This window comes from Lentiprolixibacter aurantiacus, assembly GCF_026241225.1.
Taxonomy (GTDB): domain Bacteria; phylum Bacteroidota; class Bacteroidia; order Flavobacteriales; family Flavobacteriaceae; genus Lentiprolixibacter; species Lentiprolixibacter aurantiacus.
Genome location: NZ_JAPFQP010000004.1, coordinates 32588 through 48500, shown reverse-complemented (window position 1 = coordinate 48500; position 15913 = coordinate 32588). Strand labels below are relative to the sequence as shown.

Annotated in this window: 16 protein-coding genes; 8 read left to right on the top strand and 8 right to left on the bottom strand. The window is 44.4% G+C overall.

From position 1 onward, the window contains the following. Positions 1–43: 43 nt before the first annotated feature. Both OO016_RS11540 and OO016_RS11535 read right to left on the bottom strand, forming a co-directional pair. A complete protein-coding gene (locus OO016_RS11540; protein ID WP_266014040.1) occupies positions 44–991 on the bottom strand; it encodes a glycosyltransferase family 2 protein in 948 nt (315 codons plus the stop codon). 46 nt (positions 992–1037) lie between these two features. After that, positions 1038–1553 (bottom strand): DUF4199 domain-containing protein, encoded by a 516-nt coding sequence (locus tag OO016_RS11535; RefSeq protein WP_266014037.1) that lies wholly within the window; start codon positions 1551–1553, stop codon positions 1038–1040. Between the two features lie 167 nt (positions 1554–1720). On the opposite strand from OO016_RS11535, the gene OO016_RS11530 reads away from it, so the two are divergent. From OO016_RS11530 to mtaB, 3 genes are all read left to right on the top strand, one after another. Then, complete coding sequence (locus tag OO016_RS11530) at positions 1721–2008, top strand: type B 50S ribosomal protein L31 (RefSeq protein WP_266014034.1); 288 nt, start codon at positions 1721–1723, stop codon at positions 2006–2008. Positions 2009–2095: 87 nt separating this feature from the next. After that, the gene (locus tag OO016_RS11525; RefSeq protein ID WP_266014031.1) at positions 2096–3271 is read left to right on the top strand and encodes a GlmU family protein; all 1176 of its coding nucleotides are present in this window, start codon (positions 2096–2098) and stop codon (positions 3269–3271) included. 63 nt (positions 3272–3334) lie between these two features. After that, positions 3335–4663: a tRNA (N(6)-L-threonylcarbamoyladenosine(37)-C(2))-methylthiotransferase MtaB gene (gene mtaB, locus OO016_RS11520; RefSeq protein WP_266014028.1), complete on the top strand. Its 1329-nt coding sequence runs from the start codon at positions 3335–3337 to the stop codon at positions 4661–4663. 46 nt (positions 4664–4709) lie between these two features. On the opposite strand, the gene OO016_RS11515 is transcribed toward mtaB, so the two are convergent. Beyond that, positions 4710–5003 carry a GNAT family N-acetyltransferase gene (locus tag OO016_RS11515; protein WP_266014023.1) on the bottom strand — a complete coding sequence of 98 codons (294 nt, stop codon included), beginning with the start codon at positions 5001–5003 and terminating at the stop codon, positions 4710–4712. Positions 5004–5179: 176 nt separating this feature from the next. Here OO016_RS11515 and OO016_RS11510 point away from each other — a divergent pair, with 176 nt between their 5' ends. Continuing rightward, positions 5180–5842 (top strand): alpha/beta fold hydrolase, encoded by a 663-nt coding sequence (locus OO016_RS11510; protein ID WP_266014020.1) that lies wholly within the window; start codon positions 5180–5182, stop codon positions 5840–5842. 42 nt (positions 5843–5884) lie between these two features. After that, on the top strand, positions 5885–6841 hold the full coding sequence (locus OO016_RS11505) for a lytic transglycosylase domain-containing protein (protein WP_266014017.1): 957 nt from the start codon (positions 5885–5887) through the stop codon (positions 6839–6841). On the opposite strand, the gene OO016_RS11500 is transcribed toward OO016_RS11505, so the two are convergent. Together OO016_RS11500 and OO016_RS11495 are read right to left on the bottom strand one after the other, a co-directional pair. Further along, the gene (locus OO016_RS11500; RefSeq protein WP_266014014.1) at positions 6842–7357 is read right to left on the bottom strand and encodes a DUF2892 domain-containing protein; all 516 of its coding nucleotides are present in this window, start codon (positions 7355–7357) and stop codon (positions 6842–6844) included. A gap of 6 nt (positions 7358–7363) precedes the next feature. Then, positions 7364–8245 (bottom strand): DUF6263 family protein, encoded by an 882-nt coding sequence (locus OO016_RS11495; RefSeq protein ID WP_266014011.1) that lies wholly within the window; start codon positions 8243–8245, stop codon positions 7364–7366. A gap of 158 nt (positions 8246–8403) precedes the next feature. Here OO016_RS11495 and rpmH point away from each other — a divergent pair, with 158 nt between their 5' ends. Together rpmH and carB are read left to right on the top strand one after the other, a co-directional pair. Continuing rightward, a complete protein-coding gene (rpmH, locus tag OO016_RS11490) occupies positions 8404–8562 on the top strand; it encodes a 50S ribosomal protein L34 (RefSeq protein WP_266014008.1) in 159 nt (52 codons plus the stop codon). A gap of 86 nt (positions 8563–8648) precedes the next feature. Continuing rightward, positions 8649–11501, top strand: a complete 2853-nt coding sequence (gene carB, locus OO016_RS11485) for a carbamoyl-phosphate synthase large subunit (protein WP_266014005.1) — start codon at positions 8649–8651, stop codon at positions 11499–11501. A gap of 20 nt (positions 11502–11521) precedes the next feature. On the opposite strand, the gene OO016_RS11480 is transcribed toward carB, so the two are convergent. Continuing rightward, complete coding sequence (locus OO016_RS11480; protein WP_266014002.1) at positions 11522–12076, bottom strand: YceI family protein; 555 nt, start codon at positions 12074–12076, stop codon at positions 11522–11524. A 137-nt stretch (positions 12077–12213) separates the two neighbouring features. Between OO016_RS11480 and OO016_RS11475 the strand changes: the two genes are divergently transcribed. After that, the gene (locus tag OO016_RS11475) at positions 12214–13068 is read left to right on the top strand and encodes a DUF5777 family beta-barrel protein (RefSeq protein WP_266013999.1); all 855 of its coding nucleotides are present in this window, start codon (positions 12214–12216) and stop codon (positions 13066–13068) included. 13 nt (positions 13069–13081) lie between these two features. Here the strand turns inward: OO016_RS11475 and gnd are convergent, their stop codons facing one another. After that, the gene (gnd, locus tag OO016_RS11470; RefSeq protein WP_266013996.1) at positions 13082–14479 is read right to left on the bottom strand and encodes an NADP-dependent phosphogluconate dehydrogenase; all 1398 of its coding nucleotides are present in this window, start codon (positions 14477–14479) and stop codon (positions 13082–13084) included. A 51-nt stretch (positions 14480–14530) separates the two neighbouring features. Then, the gene (locus OO016_RS11465) at positions 14531–15877 is read right to left on the bottom strand and encodes a DNA recombination protein RmuC (protein WP_266013994.1); all 1347 of its coding nucleotides are present in this window, start codon (positions 15875–15877) and stop codon (positions 14531–14533) included. Between the last annotated feature and the right edge of the window lie 36 nt (positions 15878–15913).

Here is a 15913-nt window from a genome sequence, read left to right as displayed (position 1 = left end):
ATGTTTCCCACCAAAATTACGAAGATTATCAAATTAATAGGGGTTAGAGGTTTAAATCTTCCGCGATGAAGTAACGGGGCCTGCCTTTGCGCGAGCGCACTACGATTTCCCCCAGGAATCCGGCCAGGAATAATTGTGTACCTATAATCATGGCCGTCAGGGAGATAAAAAACTCAGGACGGTCTGTCAGCAATCTTCCTCTGGGATGAATAAAGAGCTTGTCTATTCCCAAATAAATAGCAAAAGCGGTTCCAATCAAAAACATAAGAAAGCCCAGGGCACCAAAAAGGTGCATCGGTCGTTTGGAAAATTTAGAGACGAACCAGATGGTGATAAGATCCAGGAACCCTTTGATAAACCGGTCTGCACCAAATTTGGTCTTGCCGTATTTACGAGCCTGATGCTGTACTACTTTCTCCCCAATCCTCAGGAATCCGGCGTTTTTGGCCAGTACCGGTATGTATCGGTGCATTTCGCCCGAAACCTCAATGGTCTTGATTACTTCCCGGCGGAATGCTTTCAGGCCGCAATTAAAGTCGTGCAAGGCAACGCCGGATGTTTTTCTTGCAGCCCAGTTGAATATTTTGGAAGGGATGTTTTTCATGATAACGGAATCGTACCGTTTCTTCTTCCACCCGGCCACAATATCATAGCGTTCTTCTTCCATTAGGGCGATCATGCGTGGAATTTCCTCCGGATTGTCCTGAAGGTCTGCATCCATGGTAATTACGATATCGCCCCCGGCCTTTTTAAACCCGGCATGCAGGGCCTGAGATTTCCCGAAATTTTTCCGGAACCGGATGCCTTTTACCGAAGGATTTTCAGCAGCTAGTTTTTCAATAACCTTCCAGGAATCGTCTGTGCTTCCGTCGTCTATAAAAATAACCTCATACAAAAAATGATTGGACTGCATTACACTTGCAATCCAATCATGTAATTCGTCAAGGGATTCTTCTTCGTTAAGTAAAGGAATTACTATGGATAACTTCATAGGGCAATGGGCCTAATTCCTTTCAAAAGTACAATTTTCAGACTTATTATTCAGGCTTGGCCTTCTTAAGGATGAGTCCTCCGATCAATCCAATAACCAGACCGATAAGTACATTGACAATGAGGATTACGGGATAACCGAACCAGAAAAATTTAATCCCCATTTCTTTTTGCTGCTGGATTTGTTCAGCACTGTACTGTCCACCAGCTTCCAATTCTGCCATTCGGGCATCCATGATCTTGGCCGTAAATTCCGGATCCAGAACATTGGATAGAAAAATGGTGTAAACTATAGATATGATAGCAGAAATAAGGGCTATCCCGGCACCGAGTTTAAGTGCTTGACTAATAGTAAGAAATCCTCCGTTAGCATTTCTGAATGCGTAAATACCCCAGATCACGACGGCAACCATCATTACCAGACCAATGATAGTATTGCTTATATCCTGAGAAGTATGAGCATCCATGCTGTACAGCATAAGACCGAAAGCTACTCCCAATGCTCCGAGGATTAATCCATAATTCAGTGAGAACTTACCAGTTTTAGGTTGTTGATCTTCCATTTTGTGATTTTTTGTTGATTTTTTATCCGTTAGTTGTTTGTTTAGTCGGATTGTTACAGTTAAAGATACGATATTGTGCGGTGTTTTTTAAATGATTAAATTGTAGTTTCCTTGAAAAAGGTATATATTTGCAGCCTGAAAAATCGGGAGCGCATAAAATTAAAACGATGAGAAAAGGCATACATCCGGAAAATTTTAGAATAGTAGCATTCAAGGACATGTCCAATGATGACGTATTTCTGGCAAAATCCACTGCGGAGACCAAGGAAACCCTGGAGGTTGACGGTGTTGAATATCCGCTGGTAAAGCTGGAGATTTCAAGGACTTCCCACCCATACTACACCGGGAAAGCGAAGCTTGTGGATACTGCTGGTAGGATTGACAAGTTCAAGAGCAAATACGAAAAATTCAAGAAGCCCGCAAAAAAGGAAACGCCTGAGGAAGAAGGCAAGTAGTCCATTTAAACGGGAGTACATCGATAAGCTCGCCTCTGAAGTCAATTCAGGGGCGTTTTTTATTTAATTTTGTACAAAATAAGGTCAATGAACTACATCTTATTCGATAGTCCTGTACGCGAAGCCCTCAAACCTTTTACTTTTACAAGGCCTGTTGCCGATATCCGTTTTGGCATACTTACGATCAGGGAAAAATGGGAACACTTTTTGGGGACATCCACCAGTTCCAGGACGGAGGACTACCTTTCGGGAAAATTTCCCATGGTACGGGGCGATGAAAATATCTTTATCAATGGTGCTTTTTTGCCGGACAAAGAATTACTCAGGCAGATCAAAGCCCTGAATACGGGGGAGGCCCTGGTTAAGGCGGGAGAGATGATTGCCTGCGCCACGGGGGCGTCCGTTGAGTTGCCTGGCGCGAATGATTACACTGCCATTGAGTATATGCCCGAAATCCTGTCGCTTCGCAATACATGGGACATTTTTTCCCGAAACGGCGAAGCCCTGGAAGCGGATTATGAACTTATCACCAGTGGCAGAAAAAGCGCCCCTCTATCAGATACCAATAAGGTAATCAACCCTGAGCGCATCTTCCTGGAAGCGGGAGCCAAAGTAGAATACAGCATCCTTAATGCCAGTGAAGGCCCTATCTACATTGGGAAAGACGCTGAAGTAATGGAAGGCAATATGATCCGGGGTGGTTTTGCCCTATGCCATAATGCCGTGGTTAAAATGGGAGCTAAAATATATGGTCCTACAACAGTTGGTCCTTTCGGCAAGATTTGTGGTGAGGTAAATAACTCGGTAATTTTTGGTTATTCCAGCAAGGGTCACGACGGATATCTCGGTAATTCCGTGCTCGGGGAGTGGTGCAATATTGGTGCAGATTCCAACAACTCTAACCTCAAGAATAACTATGCTAAGGTCAGGTTATGGAATTATGCTACGGAACGATTTGACCATACCGGACTTCAATTCTGCGGATTAATGATGGGAGATCACAGCAAAACTGCGATCAATACCATGTTTAATACCGGTACTGTGATAGGTGTGAACACCAATATCTATGTGCCTGGCTTCCCCAGGAACTTTGTGCCCAGTTTTAGCTGGGGAGGAGCATCCGGCTTTTCGGCTTATTTGCCGGAGAAGGCTTATGAAGCGGCGAAGGTCATGATGGCCCGTCGCAATGTGGAGTTTACCGAAGCAGATGCTAAAATGCTGAAGCATATCTTCGAGATCACGAGCAAATACCGGAAGTATTGATTCGGGAGCTGGAAACACATTGATTTTCTTATCTTTGCAGGCCTGGAATCCAAGGTGTTGCCCATGAAGAAAAAAGTGGCTTTTTATACCCTGGGCTGTAAGCTCAATTTTTCCGAAACTTCCACTATTGCCAGACAGGTAGAAGGTGAGGGATTCCTGCGCGTGCCCTTTCACGAGGAAGCAGACCTTTATGTGATTAATACCTGTTCGGTAACTGAGAATGCGGACAAGCGATTCAAGACCATAGTGCGGCAGGCACAGAAAGCCAATCCAAAGGCCTTTGTTGCAGCCATTGGTTGTTATGCGCAGCTTAAGCCAGAGCAACTCGCTGCTGTAGATGGGGTTGACCTCGTACTGGGTGCCACCGAAAAGTTTAAGCTGACAGATTATCTGAACGACCTGTCCAAAAACGATTTTGGGGAAGTCCATTCCTGTGAAATTTCCGAAGCGGATTTTTACGTGGGCAGTTATGCCATAGGAGACCGTACCCGGGCGTTTCTCAAGGTTCAGGACGGCTGCGATTACAAATGCACTTATTGCACCATACCACTGGCTCGGGGTATTTCAAGGAGTGATACACTGGAAAACGTCTTGCGCAATGCACGTGAAATTTCTGAGGAGGGTATCAAGGAAATTGTGCTTACCGGTGTAAATATTGGTGATTATGGCAAAGGGGAGTTTGGCAATAAGCGACACGAACATACCTTTCTGGACCTGGTTCGCGCATTGGACGATGTGCCGGGAATCAACCGGTTGAGGATTTCATCAATAGAACCCAACCTGCTCAAGGATGAAACCATTTCTTTTGTAGCGGGTAGTAAAACCTTTGTCCCTCATTTTCATATCCCGCTCCAAAGTGGTAGCGATAAGATCCTGAGGGCCATGAAGCGACGCTACAAACGTGAATTGTACACAAACAGGGTAGATCAGATCAAGTCTCTTATGCCACATGCCTGCATTGGTGTGGATGTTATAGTAGGGTTTCCTGGCGAAACGGATGATGATTTTCTGGAAACCTATCATTACCTCAATGAGCTGGACATTGCCTATCTCCATGTATTTACCTTTTCGGAGCGCGACAATACGCCTGCAGCAACTATGAATAATGTTGTCCCACTTAAAGTACGGCAGAAACGGAGCAAAATGCTGAGGGCTTTATCAATAAAGAAACGTCGTGCTTTCTATGAAACCCAGTTGGGAAGTGTACGTACGGTATTATTTGAAGGGGAGAACAAAGCCGGCTATATTCATGGCTTTACCGAAAATTATGTAAAGGTGAGGGTACCCTGGAACCCTTCTTTGGTCAATACACTGCATAAGGTTCGACTCACAGAAATTGATGAGGAAGGAATGGTGCGCCTGGAGTTTGTCAAGGCTGCCGTAATACCATAAAAAAACCTCTCCATTTGAGAGGCTTGTATTCCGTAGTCTTTTAGTCTTATATCCGGATCCCAACAGGAAGCATTTCCTTGTACTGCCTGTTTTTTCTCAAGAAGCCTGCAATTTGAGGACTGGTTGGAACAACCCTCAGGTTTTGTTCCTGTATATGGTGCAGGACAGACTTTATAAAATCCTCTTTAAAACCGTTATGTTGAATTTCTTCAGGGATAACCAGTTTAGTTAAGAAAATCTTGCGTTCTTGGGAAGAGTATTCAATCTTGGCCAGATGACCGTCGACTTTAGTTTCAAATTGGCGCAGGAAACTATTGTCTTTAATTGCTACTTCACTCATATAGTTTGATTTAATTTGGTTTTTAGACAAAAAAATTACGATCTGTTCTTCATCGTAATTTCCCAAATTGTAAGCGTAAGGTTAAATTTGCAAAGAGATGGGGCTTCAGTTACATTTACTGTACAAAAGTAACCAAAAAAATGCTAAATTCCTAGTTTTAAATTACTTTAGGCCAAATGCCTTCCAGTAGAATTCACGTTTATTTTATGCCCGGCTTGGCAGCGAGCTCCAAGATCTTTGAATTCATACAGCTCCCATCCGATACTTTTCAAATACATTACCTGGAGTGGTTCCTCCCGGAACGGGGAATGACTTTCGAGGCCTATGCAAGAAAAATGGCAAGTCAGATCAAATACGAACATTCGGTTTTGGTAGGGGTTTCCTTTGGTGGGATGCTGGTTCAGGAAATGGCTAAATACCTTCCGGTTCGTAAAGTGATCATTATATCCAGCATAAAGATGAAGTCAGAGATGCCTAAAAGGCTTCTGTTCGCCAAATACACCAAGGTGCATCGCTTGCTTCCCACAGGTCTTGTAAATAATGTGGAATTACTTTCCAAATATGCCTTTGGGGAAACGGTAACTAAACGCCTCTCCCTGTATGAGCAGTATCTGTCCATTCGGGATAAATACTACCTGGACTGGTCTATCGACAAGATAGTCCATTGGAGTCAGAGCAGCTATGATCCGGGACTTGTTCATATCCACGGAGATCGGGATGCCGTATTTCCGGTAGGCCCCATCTCAAACTATATTCCGGTTAAAGGCGGTACCCATACGATGATCCTCCATCGATTTAAATGGTTTAATGAACGATTGCCCACAATTATTTTGGAATAAAGAGTTTGTATTTAATACCTTTATCAGGGTAAACCGTATGTCATGAGAGTAATTAAGAAGATTTTGATGCTTCTGGGGGTGGTTTTTGTTATATCTACCCTTGTTTTTGCAGTTCAGCAAAAGGACGCAGCATCAGTAAGTGGTCCCCAGGCAGGGGATAATGAAGAGGTAAAGAACGTAGCTGAGGAATATACGATATCCGCTATTGATATACCTGAGAATTTAAATTTTGCCGGTGAAACCGTACCGCAGGATGACCCTGAGATCATGGAGCGGATTGACCGGGAGTTTCTCGTAAATACGTATTGGCAGTCCAATGCTGTGCTACTGATGAAGCGGGCTCACAAGTACTTTCCAATAATTGAACCTATCCTGGAAAAGAATGGTATTCCGGACGATTTCAAATACCTTGCTGTGGCAGAAAGCGGTTTGCAGAATGTGGTTTCCCCTGCAGGGGCAACGGGTTTCTGGCAAATTATGAAGGCTACAGGAAGAGAGTACGGACTGGAAGTTAATTCGAATGTAGATGAGCGCTACCACCTGGCCAAATCAACTGAAGTGGCCTGCAGGTACCTCAAAAAATACAAGGAAGCTTACGGTAGCTGGACTCTAGCAGCGGCTTCCTACAACGCAGGTCCGGCTGCTATCAAGAGATATATGAATATCCAGCAGGTAGATGATTATTACGACCTGTTACTGGGTCAGGAAACCGGGCGCTATGTTTTCCGAATTCTGGCAATTAAAGAAATCCTCTCTAATCCGGAGAAATATGGTTATGTCCTGGAGGAGGATGACCTGTACCAGGGTATCCCAACCTTCAATGTGGAAGTTGATACGGCAGTGACCAATTTTGCAAACTTTGCTGAAGAGTACGGTATCAACTACAAAATCCTGAAAAGACATAATCCCTGGTTACGCGAGCCCCATCTGAACAACGCTTCGCGTAAGAAGTATGCAATTGAAATTCCTAATAAGGGATTTTACAGGGTAAGCAGGTAATCAGATACGCTTCATCTGTTGCTGCATCATCTTTATCTGTTCGGTAAGCATGTTGTTTTTGTCGAGCTTCTTGGCCTCCTGCAACAATAAAGTGGCTTCCCTTTTTCTCCTCTTCTGCAGGGCAATCCCGGCAAGGCTTAATTTGGCCATCGCCACGTCATAGTCCATATTAAGCCCTAACTTAAGGGCTTTCCTGAAGAATTTTTCTGCCTGGGTAAGGTTTTTCTGGGAGTAGATTATTCCATGCAGGTAGTTGTAATAACCCTGTTGTTTCCGGGTAAGGGCGGCTTCCGGGTTCTTTATTTTGGTAAGCCATTTCTGGGTGCCTTCAAGATCCTGCTTCCGCATCCTTAAGAATGCGAGTAATATGATCTCATTCCGGAAATAAAAGAACACAAAAACCAGGGAGAACAGGACCAGGAATATTCCATTGCCAATATAGCCTTCGTAGAATTGGTATCCGGCGTAAGCCACAATTAGAAAAGTAATAACCAGCTTAATATTTTTGTGAAACATAGTTGTCTATTGAATTAATTCGTAAGTAGTAACCGATTGAATACTAGTGGGGATTTCCGCATTTCCCATTTGGGCCATTATAGTAACCCCTTTTGATGATCCCTCAACTTTCATGGAAACGATAAAACCAGAAAGTAAATCTGTTTTGATCCATGTAGATTGTGAACCGTCGAGTTTCATGGTTGATATGGGCTCGGAAACATCCATAGTGATATCTGCTTCTCCTTTAATGGTAGCCGTGCTCTCCGATAATGCTTCAAGCAACCAGGAATTCCTGGCAGATAATTTCCCCTGGTATTCATTTTTCCAGCTTTCACCCACACGAACCGGCTTGCTGGGATAGATAAATGTCATTTGCTCGTAGCTGTTAGATAAGGCTTCGGATCCAAACTCCCGCTCCAGGGACTTCTTCATCATATTCAGAGAAAACTCATCTGTAATACCGGATGCCCCGGACATTTTTATAACCAGACTGTCTCCCCCCGTCACTTCCAGTATATCTCCGTTCTTACTAAGGATCATATGGACCGGTTCGTTTAGCAGACTGTTGAATATCTTGGATTGAATATCGTTTTCGTCAACTTCACTTGCCTTAACGTTCATCAGTTCGCCCTGAATGCTCGAAGTCATCACCAGGCTGAGGTCCCTGAAAAAAAGATCTATTTCGAAAGTGGTATCCCTCTCTTTGATTACCTGGAATTCCAGCAATCCCGTGATCTTGTTGGTAAGCTCATGCACAGCACCATCCATTTCCTGCAGGATAACCTGCTGAGCTTCCTGTTTTATCTTATATACCTCTCCTTCTTTGAGGTTATACTGCAAATTTGTCTGTGACACTGCTGTTGTGGATAGCAGCAAAAACAAGACAAATATGATTGCATTTTTCATTATTCTGCGGGGGCTTTCTTATTAACTGCAAAAGTAGTAAAACTATACCGAATAATTTTAGCAATCGATTTGGCAAAGCAAAAACTCTTCGTATATTTGCGCCCAGAATTTTGCATGGTCAATAAGGACTTTTAATTGTCCGCAATTAATCTTCAGTTATGAAAAGAACATTTCAACCTTCCAAAAGGAAGAGAAAAAACAAGCACGGTTTCAGAGAGCGAATGGCTTCTGCTAACGGAAGGAAAGTATTGGCCAGGAGAAGGGCTAAAGGAAGGAAAAAATTAACCGTATCCTCAGAGCCGAGACACAAAAAATAATGATCATATTCCAGAATATTGATAAAGGTGTTACTTTTCAACAGTAACACCTTTTTTTTATCCATACTTAACAACGCCTATTAAAAATGCCTAAAAGAAAAGACCTGAACTCCATCCTGATCATCGGATCAGGCCCAATTATTATCGGACAAGCATGTGAATTTGATTACTCCGGATCACAGGCCCTTCGTTCCCTCAGGGAAGACGGGATTGAGACCATATTGATCAACAGCAACCCGGCCACGATCATGACGGATCCGTCCATGGCAGACCATGTCTATCTTTTGCCACTGAATACCAGGTCTATAATAAAGATCCTGAAAGAACACCCTCAAATAGATGCAGTATTGCCAACTATGGGTGGACAAACGGCATTGAACCTTTGTATCGAGGCGGATGAAAAAGGTATCTGGGAAGATTTTGGCGTGGAAATTATCGGAGTGGACATCGATGCAATCAACATTACCGAGGACAGGGAGAAGTTCCGGGAGCTAATGACCAAAATAGGCATAGGCATGCCTCCCCAGGCGTCAGCTACTTCATTCCTAAAAGGAAAGGAAATCGCCCAGGAGTTTGGCTTCCCATTGGTTATCCGGGCTTCGTACACCCTTGGTGGGGCAGGAGCTTCTATTGTACACGACCCCAAGGATTTCGATGAACTGCTCAGCAGGGGTCTGGAAGTTTCCCCAATCCACGAGGTCATGATAGACAAGGCCCTGATCGGATGGAAGGAATATGAGTTGGAGCTCTTGCGTGATAAGAACGATAATGTTGTTATTATATGTACCATTGAAAACATGGACCCTATGGGAATCCATACCGGTGACTCAATAACCGTAGCCCCAGCCATGACACTGTCTGATAGAACCTTCCAGCGCATGCGGGATATGGCTATAAAGATGATGAGGAGCATAGGGGAGTTTGCCGGAGGCTGCAATGTACAGTTTGCTGTAAGCCCTGATGAAGAGGAAGACATCATTGCCATCGAGATCAATCCCAGGGTTTCCCGTTCTTCTGCACTTGCTTCCAAAGCAACGGGTTATCCGATTGCCAAGGTTGCTTCAAAACTGGCAATAGGCTATTCCCTGGATGAACTTGAAAATCAGATCACTAAATCAACCTCGGCCCTTTTTGAGCCTACACTCGATTATGTTATCGTAAAAATACCCAGATGGAATTTCGATAAATTTGAAGGCTCTGACCGTACCCTGGGATTGCAGATGAAATCTGTTGGGGAGGTAATGGGTATTGGGCGCTCCTTTCAGGAGGCCCTGCACAAGGCCACGCAATCCCTCGAGATCAAACGCAATGGATTGGGAGCTGACGGCAAAGGCCATACGGATTATGATACCATCATCAGTAAACTCACGTATGCCAGCTGGGACAGGGTTTTTGTCATCTATGATGCTATACAGCTCGGGATCCCCCTGAGTCGTATCCACGATATTACCAAAATAGACATGTGGTTCCTTAAACAATACGAGGAATTACATCACCTTGAACAGGAAATTACCAAGTATTCCGTAGAAACGGTGACCAAGGAATTGCTGCTGGAAGCAAAGCAAAAAGGATTTGCAGACCGGCAGATTGCATACATGCTGGATTGTTATGAAAGCGAGGTGCATGAGAAGCGCACACAATTGGGGATCAACAGGGTTTATAAACTGGTAGATACCTGTGCCGCTGAGTTTAAGGCCATGACGCCTTACTACTATTCAACCTTTGAAGAGGAGGTTGAGACTCCGGAAGGGGAACGCTATGTGGCCAACGATAGCGAGGTAACGGATCGCAAGAAAATTGTTGTGCTGGGTTCAGGCCCCAACAGGATCGGGCAGGGGATAGAATTCGACTATTGTTGTGTACACGGAGTACTGGCCGCTGCGGAATGCGGCTATGAAACCATAATGATCAACTGTAACCCGGAGACCGTATCTACTGACTTTGATACGGCAGACAAATTGTATTTTGAACCGGTATTCTGGGAACACATTTACGATATTATCCGGCACGAGAAACCTGAAGGCGTGATCGTGCAACTGGGCGGACAAACTGCCCTGAAGCTGGCAGAAAAACTGGACCGATATGGCATCAAGATTATTGGAACCAGTTTTAAATCACTTGACCTGGCGGAAGATCGTGGTAGTTTCTCTACACTGCTTAAGGAAAACGATATCCCTTACCCTCAATTCGGGGTGGCCGAAAGCGCAGATGAAGCACTGGCACTTGCAGATGAGTTAAAATTCCCCCTGCTGGTTCGCCCGTCCTATGTACTTGGGGGACAGGGAATGAAGATCGTGATCAACAAAGAGGAACTGGAGGCGCATGTGGTTGGACTACTCAAGAAAATTCCAAATAACAAATTGCTGCTGGACCACTACCTGGATGGAGCCATTGAAGCTGAGGCCGACGCCATTTGTGATGGTGAAAACGTGCAGATCATAGGAATTATGGAGCACATAGAACCCTGTGGCATCCATTCTGGAGACTCTAACGCCACATTGCCCCCCTTTAACCTGGGTGAATTTGTTTTGCAGCAAATTAAGGACCACACCAAGAAGATTGCACTTGCCTTAAATACAGTGGGACTGATCAATATTCAGTTCGCAATCAAGGACGATATGGTTTATATTATTGAGGCAAACCCCAGGGCTTCCAGGACCGTACCTTTCATTGCGAAAGCCTATGGAGAACCCTATGTAAACTTTGCAACCAAGATCATGCTGGGGCACAACAAACTATCTGATTTCAAATTCAATCCCCAACTGGAAGGTTTTGCAATCAAACAGCCGGTTTTCTCTTTCAATAAGTTCCCGAACGTGAACAAGAATCTCGGACCTGAAATGAAAAGTACTGGCGAGAGCATACTCTTTATTGATAGCCTTAAGGATGATGAATTTTATAACCTCTACGCCAGGAGGAAGATGTACCTGAGCAAATAGGGAAATAAGCTCAGAATAATTTATTGCCGGGGTAGCTGGAACGAAAAATTAACTTCCACTTCCCTGGCAATTTTTTTAAACATCAGGCTTGGGATTTCCACCTTGTACTCCTCCGGACGGATAATAAAGGAGCTTTTAAGAAGAATCCCGGCACTGTTTCTTAAAATGGTTCCCGGAACAGTTACTCTTTTCTTTATCCCGTGTAAACTAAGCTCTCCGGTGATTTTTATTGCTACTGGTTTTTCATCAACAGCGGAAAGATTCGCTTCCATTATTTTTCCTAGGAAATAACTCTTTGGATAGGTGTCGGATTCCAGGTAATTTTCATTGAAGTGCTCCTGCATGAGCTTCCTGCGGAATTCAAATTCGCCAACCAGCAATACCACGGCCAGATCGCCCGTCTCTTTTAAGATGACATTGACCTTTTTGTTGACGGCCCTGATATCCTCCAGTGGGGTAGAAGCGTTGAATTCGACCTGTCCGGATGAAGTTTTGTAAACATCCTGCCCCAGTGCAATTTGATTCCCCTGCAAGGTGAAAAGAATAAACAATATTAGAATTCGGTACTGCCTCATCTCCACTGATATAGGGATAGTACGTAATTTCATCCTGAATATTGTCCTTGTTGCTATAATGATTGGATAAATAAACAGGCTTAAAAGGATTCTTTGTAAGTTTAATACGGGGCCTATACAATTACACATAGAAGGATATGAAGAAATGTATGATTTTTATCGGTTTGCTCTTTTTTGCACTGACAGCCAGGGCTCAGCAGGATCTGCTGGATCAAATAGACAAGGATGAGAATGCCGCTGCCACAGCTGCCTTTAAAGGGCTTAAGATTGTGAATTTTGAGTCTACCAAATTGCTCTATAAGCGCGAATTTTATTTTGTGGTTTCACACCGTTTTGGAAGCATCAAAAATGGTTTTGACGACTTCTTTGGCCTGGATTTTGCCAATACCCGGCTTCATCTTCTTTACGGAATTACAGATAATATCAATATTTCCATTTCCCGTAATTCTTTTAATAAGACCTATGATTTCTCCGGAAAATATCGCTTTGTGGCCCAGAATAAAGACTTCCCTTTTACGGTTGTGGGCTACAGCCAGCTTGCCATAAATACCCTCCTGGAGGAAGCCCTTATTCTGAGACCGGTAGATTTTAGCGATCGGGTATCCGTTACCCAACAGCTACTGATATCCCGAAAGGTTAATGACCGACTGTCCCTGCAGCTCATGCCTACGATCTTCCATGAGGGATATACAGCTTATGATCCGCAGGAAAATACCCAATATGCGCTGGGATTTGGTGGTCGTTATAAATTGAGCAAAAGGTTAAGCCTCAACATAGATTACGGCTGGCATCTCAACCGGGCGTCGGGATCGCCCTTTGTGAACCCACTTTCAATAGGGGTGGATATAGAAACAGGGGGGCATGTATTTCAGTTGCATTTCACCAATGCTCAGCCTACGTTTGAGAGCGGATTTCTGGGTAATGCCAGGGGCGACTGGGGAGAAGGGGATTTTTACTTCGGGTTTAACCTGAGCCGGGTATTTAATTTCTAGGCTTTATGCTATTTTACCATTCGGTGCTGAAGTTTCCTTCACGATCTTTGCGTTCGTAGGTATGGGAACCAAAAAAGTCCCGCTGTGCCTGTACCAGATTGATAGGGAGATCCGCTGTGGTAAATGCATCGAAATAGGCAAGTGCACTGTAAAAGGCAGGAATGGCAATCCCATTTTGCGCAGCTAAACATGCCATCATACGTGTGTGTTGCAGGGTATCCCTGACCTGATCCACTATAGCCGGGCACAGCAAGAGGTGCCCGGGCGAATCCGGACCGGAAAAGGCATGAGCGATATCCTGTAGCAGCGAAGACCTAATAATACAGCCAGAGCGCCAAATCTTGCTAACTTTAGCCAAATCAAGAGCGTAGCCATAAGTTTCAGAGGCATTGTTCAGCAGATGAAACCCTTGTGCAAAGGTCAGGATATAGCCAAATCTCAGAGCGGCACCTGTAATATCCAGAAGGTTCTCTTCCGTGCTTCTGTTGGATTTTTCATAGATTTTACCAGCCTCCACTCTCATTTCTTTAGCGGCAGATATTTCCCTCATCCTTACGGCCGCATCAATTGTAGGAACCGCAATCCCCAGGTCCATAGCGTTTTGTGATGTCCATTTACCGGTGCCTTTTTGTCTGGCCCTGTCCAGGATCTGATCCAGCAATGCTCCCTGTCCCAAAGGATCCGGTTTAGCGAAAATAGCAGATGTGATCTCCATCAGATAGGACTGTAAGGGACCTGAATTCCATTCACCATAGATTTCATGAAATTGGGCATTGGAGTAATTGCCAAGACACTTCAGAAAACCATAGGATTCTGATATAAGCTGCATCAGCCCATATTCAATCCCGTTGTGCACCATTTTTACATAATGCCCAGATGATCCTGTTCCCAGGTACGCCACGCACGGTTCGCCCCTGTACTTTGAAGCCAGCGCTTCAAGTATTGGTCTTACATGTCCATAGGCGGATTTGCTTCCACCCGGCATCATGCTTGGGCCGTGAAGCGCACCAAACGCACCACCAGAAACCCCAACGCCGAGGAAATGTATGCCTTTTTCTTCTAGGGATTTTTGTCGCCTTTCGGTATCCTGGTAAAAGGAATTACCGCCATCGAGGATAATATCTCCGGGATCCAGTAAAGGTTCCAAATTTTCAATAATTGATTCAACTGCATTGCCGGCAGGCACCAGTAGCATTATCTTGCGGGGTTTGCTTAAAGAATTGACCAGTTCCTCCGGATCTGTAGAAGCCTGAATTTGAAAGTTCCTATTATTTTCTCTCAATAAGGAGTTTACCTTGCTCCGGTCCAGATCATAACCAAAGACCTTATACCCTTTTCCGGCTGCATTCAGAAGGAGATTCCTTCCCATAACGCCAAGACCTACCAATCCGAAATCACAACTGTTTTTCATATTCTTTTTAATTGGCAGGTTATCAGGAGGCTTCCGGCTGCAGCAGACATACTAAAGGTTCAGCTTGGGTTCCTGGTCAAATTCGTCTTCCTCTGCTCTTTTAAGGATAGGCTCCGGTAGTGATTTCTTGGCTTTTGCACCCATTTTCTTCAGCTTTTCAATACTCGTAATAATGTTGCCACGGCCTTCCACCAGTTTGTTCATTGCCCCCTGGTACTCCCTTTTGGCCTCATCCATTTTACGGCCCACTCTGGTCAGGTCCGTTACGAAACCTTCAAATTTATCATACAGGGCGCCTGCCTGCCGGGCAATCTCAATGGCGTTCCGCTGCTGTTTCTCATTGTTCCACATACTATCTATGGTGCGTAGTGTTGCCAGTAGGGTTGAAGGGGTTACAATTACAATGTTTTTCTCGAAAGCCTGGTTATAGAGGTTGTTATCGTGGTTAATTGCAAGGGCAAAGGCAGGCTCAATGGGTACAAACATGAGCACAAAGTCCGGGCTTTCCATTTCGTACAATTCCTCATATTTTTTCGAAGATAGTTCAGACACATGTTTTTTGAGGGAATTCACGTGGTCCTGCAGGAATTTGGGCCTTAGGTCATCTTCGGCATTTACGTAGCGCTCGTAATCTGTCAGGGACACCTTGGAATCCACGATCATTTTTTTGCCATCCGGCAGGTTGATGATTACATCAGGCATAACCCTGCTGCCATCTTCGCGTGTAAAACTTTTTTGCACAGTATATTCCCGGTCCTTTTCCAGGCCCGATTTTTCCAGTACGCGTTCCAAAACCAGTTCCCCCCAATTCCCCTGCATTTTACTGTCGCCCTTCAGGGCTTTAGTCAGGTTGGTGGCCTCCTTCGTCATTTGTTCGTTCAGTTCCTTAAGCCCGTAGATTTGTTGCCGCAGGGCTGCGTGGTAATCTATGCTTTCTTTATGGGTTTTCTCTACCTTGTCCTCAAAGGTTTTTATCTTTTCCTTCAGGGGATTCAGGATATTTTCCAGATTCTCCTTGTTCTGCCTGGTAAATTTGCTGCTTTTCTCCTCCAGGATTTTGTTTGCCAGGTTCTCGAATTCCTTGGTGAATTTTTCCTGTAGCTTTTCCACCTCTTCCTTGTGTTCCTGATTTTTTTGCCGAAGGTTATCCATATCGGCCTGGTAGCGCACTAATTGGTAGCCGAGATCTTCTTTTTTTTGCCCCAGTTCCTGATTTTCAGCAGTTGCCTTTTCAAGACGATGTTCTAATCCGCTGATTTGGTGATGCAATTGTTTTTCCCGCTCTTCCAGGGCGCTTTGTCCGGATTTGGTGCGTAGTAATTGAATATAGCGTCCTGCCCAAAACCCCACTGCCAGGGTAATCAGACCGATAAGAATGTAAGGGAGTAATCCGTCCATAGTTGCCTCAATTCATCAGTATAAAGATAGGGGTTT